Below are 13,933 nucleotides of genomic sequence, written 5' to 3' on the forward strand. Positions count from 1 at the left end.
GTGTGGTTGGAAACCTTACTTTTATGCGATAATACATATGACATGGGAGAATTTTGTTCGACAGCGGTGTGTTATGGAAGTATAGGAAGTGGCAGATTGGGCTTGGGGGATAACAGAGAAACCGGCAGGTTGAGCATCAAAGCACGCGGAACAGACATTGCCAATAACATGCGGCGGCAGTATAATAGCATTGCAGTTCAGCCGTATCCGGCTCCCGTGCGAAACCGGGGAGACACAGAATAAATTAAGCCCAAACTTCCGTCCTTCAATAAAGGCGGTTTGTCATGGGTGGCTGCAGTTACGGAGCGGCTGCAGGCTTAGCTGTAACATAACGGCCGAAGAGGAAACGCTGATTACAGGAAATGCAGTTTCAGGAAAGAAGGATGAAGCAATGCGCACAATGGAATTTAAAATGGAACGGCCCGGCCTGTTAAAGGAAGGCGACCATGTAACGGTAACGGAAGGAGTCCTTCCCAGCAACTATTATTATACAATTGACCCTTCCCTTGCCATGTCCGGGAACTATCCCTTCCGGGAAAAACTATTGTCAAAGGAAGGAGACGTAACAGCCGTCATTGAAAATGAGAGGGGCTTCTATGTAACCGTAGCTTTTGACGAATAAGAAAATGTGCAAAAGCTTTTGTATTCCAGGGTTACGAATACCTCAATTATAGCTGATTTTTGACCACAATGATTCTTGCCTGACACGAAATTTGATGGTATGATTGGAAAAGTGAAATTGATTCACATGACAGCAGCTGAAATAAAAGGAGGAAAATATTATGTTAAAGAAAATAGCGACCGATAAAGCACCTGCGGCAATAGGACCTTATTCACAGGCGATAGCAGCAGGAGATTTTCTGTTTGCATCCGGCCAGATTCCGATTAATCCGGCAAACGGTACGATTGAAGCGGAAGGCATCGAGGCCCAGGCAGAACAGGTAATGAAGAATATCGGAGCCATTCTGGAAGAAGCAGGCGTAAATTACGGCAGTGTGGTTAAGACAAGCTGTTTCCTGGCTGATATGGCAGATTTTGCTGCATTCAACAGCGTATATGAGAAATATTTTACAGAAAAGCCCGCAAGAAGCTGTGTTGCGGTAAAAGAGCTTCCCAAGAGCGTTCTCTGTGAAGTGGAAGTAATTGCGTACCTGGGATAATTTATATGAATACAAAAGATAACATCGTACTGATTGGAATGCCCGGCGCAGGCAAGAGCACGGTCGGCGTTGTTCTGGCCAAATGCCTGGGCTATCATTTTTTGGATTCCGACCTGGTTATCCAGGAGGAAACCGGCCGTCTGCTGCATGAAATCATTTCCGAAGAAGGGCTGGACGGCTTCCTTCAGGTGGAAAATGATGTGAACAGCCGGATAGAGGCGAAGCACTGCGTAATTGCCACCGGCGGTAGTGTAATCTATGGAAAAGAAGCCATGGAACACTTAAAACAGATCGGCACAGTAGTCTATCTGCAGCTTTCCTGTGAGGAAATCAACAGACGGCTGGGCGATCTGAAACAGCGTGGCGTGGCTCTGAAGGACGGGCAGACGCTGGAGGAGCTTTATGCAGAGAGAGTTCCTTTATATGAAAAATATGCGGATGTGATCCTTTTCTGCGAAGGAAAAAGAATCCGCCAGATCGTATCCGACCTGTCCGCTCACTTTGCCCTGTGAATTTTTACTTAACAGTATTTCTGAGGATTCCTTTGTAACGATATTTTATGCTGCAAAGGAATCCTTTATACAGTTAAAAAACACATGAGGCCGCGTAACCTTTTCCGGTTACTGTGAAAAAACTGAATTGCTGCCTTTTCTTCTGCACTTTTTACAATTTGTGAATAATTACTATTTCGGATTCTCCAGATATATGGTATAAATAATTGTAACTGCGAGGGGTACTGAACAGTTATAAATATTTCATAATTCTTATTTACTCATCCGGCTGTATCAGCCATTGATTCCATTTTTTATATTTGGTATCCGAAGGAATTGCTTTTTCGACGGGATATGTCTATAATATAACCTGTATAAAGTATACATCTTTTGGATTTACCAACAAGATTTAAGGAGAATGTATACTTGTATGAAGAAAGAAAAAGATTCGGCAGTAAAAAGATTTCTGGAGAATCCGGCCCATTTTTGTGATCTGTTTAATGGATCGCTGTTTGGCGGGAAACAGGTGCTGAAGGCCGGCAGCCTAGAGAGCCTGCCAGGGGAAGCGATTGTCAGCTTTGCGGATAAGGATGGCAGGAAGGTAACTGTTAAGAGATACAGGGATGCGGTCCGGAAGGCATGCGGAAATGCCTTGTACGCCATATTCGCTGTGGAAGGGCAGGACAAGGCACACTATGCTATGCCTGTAAGGGAAATGCTCTACGATGCCATGAGCTATACCAGCCAGGTGGAGCAGGCGGCAGTAAGGCATCGGGAAAACGCAGACTATCAGAACAGCGCTCAGTTTTTATCAGGCTTTTTCCCTGAGGACAGGCTCGTGCCGGTGGTAACGCTGTGCCTTTATTACGGAACAACACCGTGGGATGGGCCGATGGAGCTTCTGGACATGATGGATATTCCGGAGGAATTTGAGGACATGCGTCCATATCTGTCAAATTACCGGCTCAATTTAATACAGCCGGAAAATGCGGAACCGGATAATTTCCGTACGGACTGGAAGCTTATTTTTTCATTGCTGAAGATGGCCGGCGACGGAACGGGAATGAAGGAGTATATACAGGAAAACAGTGAAATGTTCAGACATATTCCACCGGATACTTACGATATGCTGAAGGCGCTTCTTCATGCGGACAGATGGTGGAAAGCAGACGCAGACAGCGGGAAAGGGGAAACGGATATGTGTAAGGCTTTGGAAGAAATAGAAGAAATGGCAAAACAGGAAGGGGAAATTCTTCTGCTTATCAAGCTGGCCTGCAGGAAGCTTGTAAAAGGGAAAAGTCCGGAGGAAGCGGCAGAGGAGCTGGAAGAAAGCGTGGAGACAATCAGGAAGATTTATCAGGCGGCAGAGGAATTTGCGCCGGATTATGACAATGTTCAGATATATCACAGGCTGAAGAGCGGGAATGATTTTTCAAGCGCGCTCTGAAACAGAAAGACAAATTTCGGGAAAGAAGGTACATATAAATGAATCAAAACGGCGAAAGCAGCAGGGGCGGACAGATCGGTCACGGCAGAGATCACAGCTACCGAAGTAGTCTGCTCCTTTTTCTTGCGGCATCCATCTGGGGTGTGGCCTTTGTGGCGCAGAGCGTAGGGATGGATTATATGGGGCCGTTTACCTTTAATGGTGCAAGAAGCCTTATTGGAGGCACGGTTCTTCTGCCTCTGATTGCATTCCGTGAGCAGAAACAGAAGAAGGCAGAGACACGTAAGGAAACGGCGGAGGAGAGAAAACAAAGACGGAAGATCACGCTGATTGGCGGCGTCTGCTGTGGTCTCGCCATATGCACGGCAAGTATGTTCCAGCAGATCGGCATACAGTATACCACGGTGGGGAAGGCCGGATTTATTACCACTCTTTACATTATCATTGTTCCCATTATGGGACTTTTCTTTGGGAAAAAAGTGAGAAGAATTGTCTGGGCCGGGGCGGCGATTGCCGCGGCAGGAATGTATCTGCTTTGTGTCAATGAGACACTCAGCCTGAACCGGGGAGATGTGCTTGTATTTATCTGTGCGGTGATTTTTTCCATCCATATCCTGGTGATTGATTATTTTTCACCAAAGACGGATGGCGTGAAGCTCTCCTGCATCCAGTTTTTTGTGGCGGGGATTATCTGTACAATCGGCGCCTTTCTATTTGAAGAACCGACCTGGAGCGGGCTGGTAAGCGGCGCAGTCCCTGTTCTTTATGCAGGTGTTATGTCCTGCGGCGTGGCCTATACCCTGCAGATAATCGGGCAGAAGCACCTGGATCCTACCGTGGCCTCGCTGATTTTAAGCCTGGAATCCGTGGTGTCTGTGCTGGCCGGCTGGGTGATTCTGGGGGAGACGTTGAATCTAAAGGAAATATTCGGATGTGTTCTTGTTTTTGCGGCGGTAATCCTGGTGCAGCTGCCGGAGAAGGCCGGGGAGGCGGCGCTTATGTCCGGGGCTGATTCATAAAACAGGTAACATGCAATCAGCCGTATAAGGTGAATGGGGGAAAAATATGTTTTGGCAAGGGGATCCGGTATATAAAAAAATGATGTCTGCAAATCCACAGATAGACAGTGATTATTTGGAAAGGATTTAGCTCACCTGACAAGAGTTAATTTTCCCGATGAATTCAGGGAAAAGATACAGATTGACCTTGTAAAACATTATTATGACAGCCTGTTGAAGCATGGCGTAAAAGATTATACGTGGCAAAGCTGCTTTAAGGATTACCGCAGGGAGATTGCTTCTATGGTTCTAATTCCCATGTGGCAGTATTGTTGCTTTGGGGCAGGCTATGCAGAATGGGGAGAAGATATTGATAAACTCACTGCAAATTATGAGTTTTTTAATTGTAATGAACTGTGTTCTGGTGGTTTGTAAAATTAATCCTTGCACATTCCGTTCGTCGTCTTCAAAAATAAAAGAATGAACACCATGATAATTATGGGGCGAACCGTTTTCGCCCCGTTTTTTATGCCCATTTCCTGAAAGATAAAATTCCCCTTATTTTGTCAATACGCAGGAACATATACGATCTGTTTTGTCAAGTTTTTATCCTCTACTTATCGTAAATTTGTAACTGTTCAGTCTCCGATGTCATTTGGTTACGTAAATTTTCCATTACAGATTTGTTAATAGACTGTTAACTCTTTCTAGCATTTCTGTGATTCCCTTGTTTTGAAACCGCCCCGCAGGTATAGTATAAATAGGGGAAAAAACAGCCTGACAGGCCGGGAAAGACATTTGATTTGCCGGCAGGCCAGGTGAGCGGGGGATGAGATTTTTGAAGAAGAAAATATGGTTTGCATTGTTTGCGGCAATCGTTGTAATCAATATTCTGGCATGGAACTGCACGGCGTTTTGTGACTGGCATATCCGGTTTATATTTCCGGTGTCCATTAATACCTATGGCAGACTGATGTCCGTCTTTCCTTTTTCCGTGGGAGAGTGGATGATAGCCTTTGGTCTGCTGCTTCTGCTGGAAGCGGTGCTTCTGGCGGCTGTCAGGATTTTTGTGAGAAGGGAATGGCTGAAACGGGTGTGCAAAGGCTTCTATACGGCTTTTGCCTGGATTCTGCTTGCGGTTTTCTGGATTATGACGTGCAACTGCTTTCTTCTTTACCATGCTTCTCCCATTGATGAAAAATATATGCCCGAAAAAACAGAGCGGGGGTATACTGACAAGGAGCTTGCCCTTGTAAGAGATCATATTGTGGAAAAGCTGAATGAACTGACTGTCGAGATGGAACGGGACGATGCCGGCTATCTTGTATATAATGACGAAATTACCGCAGGGGCGATTACCGCCATGCAGGAGCTTGGAAAGGAGTACGGCCAGCTGTCCGGCTATTATCCGAGGGCCAAGACCATCCATTCCTCTGATTTCCTCAGCCAGGAACATATGATGGGCTACTACTTCCCGTTTTCAATGGAAGCCAACTATAATAAACGCATGTACATCGTGAACAAGCCGGCAACTATCTGCCATGAGCTTGCCCATTTGAAGGGCTTCATTTACGAGGACGAAGCCAATTTTATCGGTTTTCTGGCATGTATTAACTCCGATGACATCTTCTTTCAGTACAGCGGCTACATGAGCGTACTTAACTATGTGGAAAATGAGTTCCGTGATTCCATTAACCATAAGGCATCCAAGTACTTTGAACATCCGGAAATAGCGAAAAGCGTTTACAGCGACGACCTGTTCCTCACTGCCGAAGCGTGGGAAAAGGTGGAAGAAAAGGCCGTGATCCAGACTGCAACCGTAAAAAAAGCCTCCAATCAGTTCACTGAAGCCACGCTGAAAATCAACGGAGTGGAGGACGGCATGAAAAGCTACAGCCGCGTGGTTACCCTTCTTTTGAAATATTACGACGGAATTTTATATTAAATTACATAGGCTTCGTACAGGCCGGATGGTTTTCCAGCCTGTACGAAGCCTGTGTTAAATAATTTAACAATGAAAGAAGCAAAACGGCTAAAATCAATTTCCCGCGCTGCTTCTTTTTCTTTTGCCAAAAAGAATATTTTAACGCAAAACTCCTCATACTACAGCGTAGAAAAAACTATTTGAACGCAAATCACAGAAAGCCCCGCTTCCGCAATCAAATACCCCGCTGCAAGCGACGGGGTATTTGACCCTCGCGGCAGTCGCCAAATATCCATGCAAGCATGGATACTTGGCTCGTTGCTCGCGGGAATAAAAGATTTGTACACGCGCGTCAGAGGACTCGCATTTGCTCCGCAAAACCAGTAGGAGGATTATTAAGATGGATTATATTAATGCATTCTGGGTGGGAGGCCTTATCTGCGCCCTCGTCCAGATACTCATGGAAAAAACAAAGCTCATGCCCGGCCGTATCATGGTTCTTCTTGTATGTACAGGGGCCGTGCTCAGCGCCATAGGCCTGTACGAACCCTTCCAGGAATTTGCCGGCGCCGGCGCCAGCGTTCCCTTGCTGGGCTTTGGCAATACCCTGATGAAGGGAGTCAAGGAAGGAGTAGATAGCCAGGGCTTTCTCGGCCTGTTTTCCGGCGGCTTCAAGGCGGGCGCCGTAGGGACCGCCGCCGCGCTTATCTTCGGCTACATTGCCTCCCTTATTTTCAAACCCAAAATGAAAAAATAATGGGGGTGTGAACCTCCGATAGGAGAAGGCGGCCTCTCGGAAGGGAGTGGACGCCCGGAAAGGAACCGCCCTTTGGCTGCAACAGGAGCCCGGGGAGGAAAAGGAAGTTTCCCGGACACAGTCAGATCGGGCATTGCGATGAGCCTTGGGCGAAAAAAGTGTCAGGTGGGGCCGACACTTTTTTTAGTCTCATCTCCATGGTCTGAAAATGTGTCCGGGAAACTTCCTTTTCCTCCCCGGGCCGCCGCCTGTTGCAGCCATAGGGCGGTTCCTCCCCGGGCCGCGCAGTATGTTTACATTTTGGTGCTTTTTTTCTGTGGATGGTGTGTTACACTAAAGGGGATTATGGGCAGGCAGTATTTTTAGTACATAATTTTTTAAAGGATAAATATTCTGTTCCTTGCAGCGGGGGATTTGATTGTTGTGCGGATGAGGGGAAAGAGGATGAAGACGAGAATTTTAGTGATTGAGGATGATGCTTCCATATCGGAGCTTATCTGTATGAATCTGGAGGCGGCGGGGTATGAGCCGGTTCCGGTTTATGATGGGGTGGAGGCGGAAAAAATCGTATCGGGCTTGGCCGGCAGCGGAGAGGGAGGCGTGTCTTATGCGCTGGCGTTGGTTGATATTATGTTGCCGGGCAAGGATGGGTTTGAATTGATGGGGTGCATGCAGTCGGCCGGAATTCCGGTGATATATCTTACGGCCAAGGCGGATGTGATTTCCAAGGTACACGGGCTGCGGGCGGGGGCGGAGGATTATATTGTGAAGCCCTTTGAGGTACTGGAGCTGCTGGTGCGTATGGAAAAGGTGCTGGAACGGACAGGCAGGGGGAAGGAAATCATTGAAATCCGCGACGTGAGGATTGACAGGAAGGAGCATCAGGTCATGAAGGCGGGAATTCCGGTGGCCCTCAAGCCGATGGAGTATGAGCTGCTGGTGCTCCTGGCGGCCAATAAAAATGTGGCTTTTTCCAGGGAGCAGCTCTTGAATCAGGTCTGGGGCAGCGATTATATGGGGGAAACCAGAACCGTGGATGTGCATATCGGGCGGCTGCGCAAGAAGCTGGATTTTTTTGAGGTCATACGGACCATTCCAAAAACAGGCTACCGGCTGGAGGATTGAATATGAAGCTTTGGAAAAAAATTTCTCTTCTGACCACCTCCGTACTGCTTGTGACGACCGGCGTCACAGGGGGAATTGTGGTTCACCGCACCGTACAGTATAATGAGACAAAAACGGTGGAAAATTATGAGCAGCAGCTTCACGCCACCGCCTATGCGCTGGGGAAGGAAATCAGCGACAGCGAGCTTGAGGGCTACACGGAGGCAACCAGAAGCTCATTTTATAATTATATTTTAAAAAAATACGGCGCTTCAAAATACATATTGATTAAGGACGGGGAGGTAGTCTGCAATCTCACGGCTTTTGATTTGGTAAACCCGCGGGAGGAGCGCTGGGCGGGGACAGAGGCTTCCGCGGATTTCCGGCAGGTGGGGGAGCAGCATCTGCTGATTCTCGGGAAAAAACTGCCCGCGGATTCCCTTTCGGACTACCGGCTTGTCCTGGTGCAGGACATTACGGAGCTTTATGCGGATATGGAAAAACAGGCCTGGCTGTTTGCGGAGATTTATTTTGCGGCGGCAGTCTTATCGGTGCTGATTATTTTTCTCATAACGGGCAGGCTGCTGAAGCCGCTGCGTAAGCTGCAGCAGGCGGCTGCGGATATCAGCGAGGGAAGGCTCGGGCAGCGGGCGCAGGCTGGTTCAAAGGATGAAATCGGCGCCATGGCGGCTTCCTTTAACCGTATGGCGGATCGGATTGAGGAGCAGGTGACGGAGCTGGAAAAGGTTTCAGCGCAGCGAGGGATGCTGCTTGGAAGCCTGACCCATGAGTTGAAAACGCCTATGACATCAATCATCGGTTATTCCGATACCCTGCTGCATGTGAAGCTGAGCGAGGAGCGGCGGGAACAGGCGCTGCATCGTATTCATGATGAGTGCAGGAGGCTGGAGCGTCTGTCCGGCAAGCTGATGAACCTGATCGGTCTGTATGATAACGATAGTATCAGGCTGGAGGAGACGGAGGTGGAGGACCTGTTTTCCCGGGTGGCGGATTTGGAAAAATATCACCTGGAGGAGTGCGGGATGACGCTGGAAACCCGGTCGGACGGCCAGATGCGCAGGCTGGACAGAGATCTTTTTGAAAGTCTTCTTATTAATCTGATAGATAACGCTGTGAAAGCCGGAAAAGAGGGTGATGCCATCCGTCTGGAGGCTGCCGGAAATGAAATCAGCGTCACCGATCAGGGCAGGGGAATACCGCCCGGAGATCTGCCCCGCGTTACAGAGGCGTTCTATATGGTGGATAAATCCCGCAGCAGAAAAGCCGGGGGCATCGGCCTTGGGCTGGCGCTTTGCAGCAGGATAGCGGAGCTTCATAACGCGTCTCTCCATATCGAAAGCAGGGAAGGGGAAGGAACTCGGGTAACGGTGGTTTTCCAGGGGGAAGCCTGACGGAAGCTGTGAAGGAACTGAAACGGCTGGTAACGGTCCGGCCGGGGCTTGCGTATGTTTTAAAATATAACCCTGTTTGCAAAATGTTTACATCCTGCTGCATACTTTTTACGAGGCACGGGCGTATGCTTGGTTTATGCCTGAAGCATAACGCTTCGCACAGATGCGCAGGGCAGCTGCCCTGAAACAGGCAGAGATGAAACAAATACGTTACTGTTCACTCAGTACTGTGCATTTACTGCATAGTACGTAAGAAAGTGATTCAAGAGTGTATAAATCCCATTGCCGCAGGCAATTTTTAATGGATTTATACAGTTATTGGTCACGGAGTGAACAGCAACACAAATACGGAAAGAGGGAATTGAAAATGAGAAAAAGTAAGCGTTGGATGGCTGTAATCATGGCGGCAGGTTTGGCGGCCTCCGTTTTAGCCGGATGCGGGGGAACCCCGGAGCCTCAGGAGGATTTGGTAAAACCGAAGGAGGAAAGTACACAGGCGCCGCAGGCCGCGGCAGAGGGCAGTATCGCAGATCAGGTGCAGGCGCCCAGCCGTTTTGCCCTGGAGTTTTCAGATACAGCGGGGCAGCTTTCGGTATCGGTGGACGCGTCCGTCACGGTTCCCGCGGCGGAGGGCTTCCGGCTGAAAACCGTGGCTTCCCGCACTTTTACCCAGGAGGATTATGATGCGGTTAACCGTGTGCTGCTGGGTGGCGGGGCACTGTGGGAACGTGCGGTGGAGGAAGACGATCCGGCCCATGGCTTTACAAAAGCGGAAATTGAGCAGCGGATAGAGGAGCTGAAGAGGCTGGAAGCCACGGGCGCAACCTATGTGGATGAATACGGGGACGAAAGAAGCTACGGGGAAGCAATAAAAAACTTTGAGGAAATGCTGAAGTATGCGCCTGATACGGTGGGCACAAGGGAAATTGAAGCAAAGGTACAGTACGATCCGGACGCCGCGGCAAATGGGACCCCTGAAAAAAACTGGTTGATGGGCAATGTTACCGCGGACGGAAAAGATTATGTTGTAAGCCTTGGCAATGAACTGACTCCCGATTGGCGCTGGATCAGTTTCATGGTTTCCTATCTGGAAAATGGAGGAAACTATATGCCGGTGGGTGACACTCCGGCAGCCGGCACATCCCTGAACGCACCACCGGAGGATATCATCAGTAAAGCGGAACAAGCAGCTGCAGATATGGGCTTTGATGAGTTTATGTCCTGCGGAGGAGAATATTTTTCAACCTTTACAGAGGATGAAGAGGGAAAAATGGTGGCTGCGGATAACGGTTACGGCGTTTATTTTACAAGAGTGATAGACGGTATTCCTGTAACCTATACCCATACCGACGGCAGCACCTCGGAAGGAAACTGGTCGTCCTGGCCTTATGAAAAGCTTTATATGATCTACAATGATGGGGGCCTGGTTGATTTCCAGTGGTGGGATCCGTATACGGTGACCGATAAGTCCGATGAATACGTATTCTTGATGCCCTTTGATGAAATCCAGAAAATTTTTAAGGAAATGTTCCAGAAAAAATATGCATTCTATACGGAAAACAACATGAAGGTGAACTTTGCCATAGATGAAATCCGCCTGGGTTATATGCGCGTGATGGAAAAAGGAAACGTAATGGAAGGAACCATGGTGCCGGTGTGGGATTTCTTCGGCAGCCAGACCGTGGAAAGAGAGGACGGAACAACGGAAGTAATAGGCGGCCCCTACGACAGCTGGTTTACCATCAATGCCATGGATGGCACGGTAATTGACAGGAATCTGGGGTATTGATGCCGGCTTGTAACTGGCAGCTATATCAGGTCAATATAGTACAATAATCGGTCAACAAAAAAGAAGAAAAGACAGGGCAGAAGTGATAACTTGATTACATACGAGATTTTTTTAATACGGAGGAAAATCCTCTGCTCGCAGAGGCTCGTATTTTTCCTTCGGAAAAACAAGGAGGAAAATCCTCTGCTCGCAGAGGCTCGCATTTTTCCTTCGGAAAAACAAGGAGGATTTGGGATGCGGATACAAATGCTGCATGACAACTGGCAGATGTGCATCAACAATACGGAGGAGTTTCTGCCCGCCGCCGTACCGGGAAGCGTTTACCAGGATCTGCTGGACAACGGCAGGATGGAGGATCCCTATTACAGGGACAATGAGCTGAAGGCTCTTAAAATCATGGATAATGATTTTACCTATGTTACATATTTTGACGCGCCGGAGGAAATCAGGGAGAGGGAAGAGGTTTTACTGCATTTTGACGGGATTGATACCATCGCGGATATCAGCCTGAACGGAACGCTGCTGGGGAGTGTCCGGAATATGCACCGAATCTGGGAATTCCCGGTGAAAAGCCTGCTGCGTGACTGCGGAAATGAGCTGAAGGTGGTGCTGTATTCCCCGACCCGTTTTATCAGGGAGGCTTATGGGGAAAGGCCAATGGAAGGCAGCTCCGACGCCATGCAGGGCTTTCCCTATTTAAGGAAAGCTCACTGTATGTTCGGCTGGGACTGGGGTCCCCGCCTTCCTGATGCAGGAATTTGGCGTCCGGTGAAGCTGCTTGCCTTTGACCATGCCAGACTAGACGGCGTTTACATTACCCAGAAGCACGAGCCGGGCCGCGTGGCCTTACAGCTTCGTGTGGACGTACAGAAAGCAGGAAGAAAAAATATCTGCCGTTTCGGAAGGGATGAGGAAGAGCTGGAAGGCCTGTCCTGGCGTGTGAAGGTGACCGATCCTGACGGCAAGGTAATCCTTACGGAAGCCTGCCCGGAAGAAGCCGTGATTGAAAATCCCCGCCTCTGGTGGCCCAACGGCTATGGAGAGCAGCCCCTGTATCTGGTGGAAGCGGAGCTTTTAAAGGATGGAAATGTACTGGATAGCTGGAGCGGCCGTATCGGCCTGCGCACGATGAGCGTACATCGGGAAAAGGATGAATACGGCGAGCAGTTTGCCCATGAGGTAAACGGCGTGCGTATTTTTGCCATGGGCGCGGACTACATACCGGAGGATAATATCCTGTCAAGGGTGACTCCGGAACGAACCTACTCGTTGCTGAAGCAGGCAAAGGATGCTAATTTCAACTGCATTCGCGTCTGGGGCGGCGGGAATTACCCCTATGACAGCTTCTGGGATGCCTGCGACGAGCTGGGCCTGGTGGTGTGGGAGGACTTCATGTTCGCCTGCGCGGTCTATGATCTGACGGAAGAGTTTGAGGAAACCATCACTGCCGAATTCATCGACAATATCAAGCGTATCCGCCACCATGCATCCTTGGGGCTGTGGTGCGGCAACAATGAAATGGAAATGTTCGTGGCGCAGGGCAACTGGGTATCCAGACCGAAGGAGAAGAGCGATTACGTTAAAATGTACGAATACATCATTCCCAAGGTGCTCAAGGAATACGATCCCAATACCTTTTACTGGCCCGCAAGCCCCTCCTCAGGCGGCGCTTTCGATGATCCCAACGATGAAAACCGGGGGGATGTACACTACTGGGACGTATGGCATGGAAACAAGCCAATCACGGAATATCGGAAATTCTACTTCCGCTATGTCTCCGAATTCGGCTTCCAGTCCTTCCCCTCCTTAAAAACGGTGGAAACCTTTACTGAGCCTGAGGACCGGAATATTTTTTCCTATGTTATGGAAAAACATCAGCGCAACAAAACGGCAAATGGGAAAATCATGAATTACATGGAACAGACTTTCCTGTACCCCAATGATTTTGACACCACCCTTTATGCCTCCCAGCTTCTCCAGGCGGAAGCCATCCGCTACGGAGTGGAGCACTTCCGCAGAAACCGCGGCAGATGCATGGGAACCGTGATCTGGCAGCTCAATGACTGCTGGCCGGTAGCCAGCTGGTCCTCCATTGACTACTGCGGAAGATGGAAGGCGCTGCACTACTATGCGAAGCGTTTCTTCGCCCCGGTGATGCTTTCCTGCGCCGAGGAAGGCATCCTCACCCAGGACACCAACCCCAATGCAGAGCCTTACGAGGTAAAAAAATCCATCCATCTGTGCGTGGCAAACGAAACCATGCAGGAACAGCAGCTGCGCGTGGAGTGGTCGCTCAGAAATAACCGATCCGAAATCCTGCGCTCCGGCAGCGAAGAAGTAACCGTATCCCCGTTATCCAGCCTCTGGCTTGAAAAAACAGACTGTATGGATGCCGACACCTACGGCGATTATGTAAGCTATACCTGCTTCCGGGGAGAAGAACGCGTTTCCGGCGGAACCGTCATCTTCTGCGCGCCCAAGCACTACCGCTTCGCAGATCCCGGCCTTACGGTTACCGTTTCCGGCGATGAACTCACCGTCAGGGCACAGGCCTATGCAAGAGGCGTGGAAATCATAAACGAAGCCGATGACATGCTCCTTGAAGACAACTACTTCGACATGGACGCCGGAGAAAGAAAGGTAAAAATCCTGAAAGGAAGCCCGGACGGCCTGAAAATACGCAGCGTTTATAATATCCGTTAACACCTGTTAAACGCCCGTCCGTTTCACTTACCGGATTATGGGAACCAACTGCAAAATTTTTCCAAAATATTTTTTATAAAGAAAACAGGGAGCTGCGGCCCCCTGTTACTTTTTTACCTTCGTATAGTAACTCCATTCCCCCTTAACA

General features: G+C 49.1%; 11 protein-coding genes. All 11 read left to right on the top strand.

Annotated features, from left to right (window positions below):
• Positions 1-391: 391 nt before the first annotated feature.
• The 11 genes from DXC51_RS10145 to DXC51_RS10200 all read left to right on the top strand — a co-directional run bounded on the left by DXC51_RS10145 (position 392) and on the right by DXC51_RS10200 (position 13,785).
• On the top strand, positions 392-622 hold the full coding sequence (locus tag DXC51_RS10145; RefSeq protein WP_025490697.1) for a hypothetical protein: 231 nt from the start codon (positions 392-394) through the stop codon (positions 620-622).
• Between the two features lie 160 nt (positions 623-782).
• Positions 783-1,160, top strand: a complete 378-nt coding sequence (locus tag DXC51_RS10150) for a RidA family protein (protein ID WP_021635177.1) — start codon at positions 783-785, stop codon at positions 1,158-1,160.
• Positions 1,161-1,165: 5 nt separating this feature from the next.
• Positions 1,166-1,672, top strand: coding sequence for a shikimate kinase (locus DXC51_RS10155; protein ID WP_021635178.1), 507 nt, complete (start codon positions 1,166-1,168; stop codon positions 1,670-1,672).
• A 409-nt stretch (positions 1,673-2,081) separates the two neighbouring features.
• Entirely contained in the window at positions 2,082-3,098 is a 1,017-nt protein-coding gene (locus DXC51_RS10160) for a hypothetical protein (RefSeq protein WP_117544449.1), read from the top strand.
• 38 nt (positions 3,099-3,136) lie between these two features.
• On the top strand, positions 3,137-4,117 hold the full coding sequence (locus tag DXC51_RS10165) for a DMT family transporter (protein WP_117544450.1): 981 nt from the start codon (positions 3,137-3,139) through the stop codon (positions 4,115-4,117).
• Between the two features lie 808 nt (positions 4,118-4,925).
• Positions 4,926-6,041 (top strand): DUF3810 domain-containing protein, encoded by a 1,116-nt coding sequence (locus DXC51_RS10175; protein WP_243003176.1) that lies wholly within the window; start codon positions 4,926-4,928, stop codon positions 6,039-6,041.
• 379 nt (positions 6,042-6,420) lie between these two features.
• Positions 6,421-6,777 (top strand): SpoVA/SpoVAEb family sporulation membrane protein, encoded by a 357-nt coding sequence (locus DXC51_RS10180; protein ID WP_021635186.1) that lies wholly within the window; start codon positions 6,421-6,423, stop codon positions 6,775-6,777.
• 444 nt (positions 6,778-7,221) lie between these two features.
• Positions 7,222-7,902 (top strand): response regulator transcription factor, encoded by a 681-nt coding sequence (locus tag DXC51_RS10185; protein WP_117544451.1) that lies wholly within the window; start codon positions 7,222-7,224, stop codon positions 7,900-7,902.
• A 2-nt stretch (positions 7,903-7,904) separates the two neighbouring features.
• A complete protein-coding gene (locus tag DXC51_RS10190) occupies positions 7,905-9,293 on the top strand; it encodes a sensor histidine kinase (protein WP_117544452.1) in 1,389 nt (462 codons plus the stop codon).
• A 367-nt stretch (positions 9,294-9,660) separates the two neighbouring features.
• The gene (locus tag DXC51_RS10195) at positions 9,661-11,082 is read left to right on the top strand and encodes a DUF6034 family protein (RefSeq protein WP_117544453.1); all 1,422 of its coding nucleotides are present in this window, start codon (positions 9,661-9,663) and stop codon (positions 11,080-11,082) included.
• A gap of 234 nt (positions 11,083-11,316) precedes the next feature.
• Complete coding sequence (locus tag DXC51_RS10200) at positions 11,317-13,785, top strand: beta-mannosidase (RefSeq protein ID WP_117544454.1); 2,469 nt, start codon at positions 11,317-11,319, stop codon at positions 13,783-13,785.
• Positions 13,786-13,933 lie beyond the last annotated feature (148 nt).

Source organism: Eisenbergiella massiliensis (assembly GCF_003435485.1).

Coding starts and splice junctions, on each gene's coding strand:
- DXC51_RS10145 (WP_025490697.1), top strand. CDS start 392: ATGCGCACAATGGAATTTAAAATGGAACGGCCCGGCCTGTTAAAGGAA.
- DXC51_RS10150 (WP_021635177.1), top strand. CDS start 783: ATGTTAAAGAAAATAGCGACCGATAAAGCACCTGCGGCAATAGGACCT.
- DXC51_RS10155 (WP_021635178.1), top strand. CDS start 1,166: ATGAATACAAAAGATAACATCGTACTGATTGGAATGCCCGGCGCAGGC.
- DXC51_RS10160 (WP_117544449.1), top strand. CDS start 2,082: ATGAAGAAAGAAAAAGATTCGGCAGTAAAAAGATTTCTGGAGAATCCG.
- DXC51_RS10165 (WP_117544450.1), top strand. CDS start 3,137: ATGAATCAAAACGGCGAAAGCAGCAGGGGCGGACAGATCGGTCACGGC.
- DXC51_RS10175 (WP_243003176.1), top strand. CDS start 4,926: ATGAGATTTTTGAAGAAGAAAATATGGTTTGCATTGTTTGCGGCAATC.
- DXC51_RS10180 (WP_021635186.1), top strand. CDS start 6,421: ATGGATTATATTAATGCATTCTGGGTGGGAGGCCTTATCTGCGCCCTC.
- DXC51_RS10185 (WP_117544451.1), top strand. CDS start 7,222: ATGAAGACGAGAATTTTAGTGATTGAGGATGATGCTTCCATATCGGAG.
- DXC51_RS10190 (WP_117544452.1), top strand. CDS start 7,905: ATGAAGCTTTGGAAAAAAATTTCTCTTCTGACCACCTCCGTACTGCTT.
- DXC51_RS10195 (WP_117544453.1), top strand. CDS start 9,661: ATGAGAAAAAGTAAGCGTTGGATGGCTGTAATCATGGCGGCAGGTTTG.
- DXC51_RS10200 (WP_117544454.1), top strand. CDS start 11,317: ATGCGGATACAAATGCTGCATGACAACTGGCAGATGTGCATCAACAAT.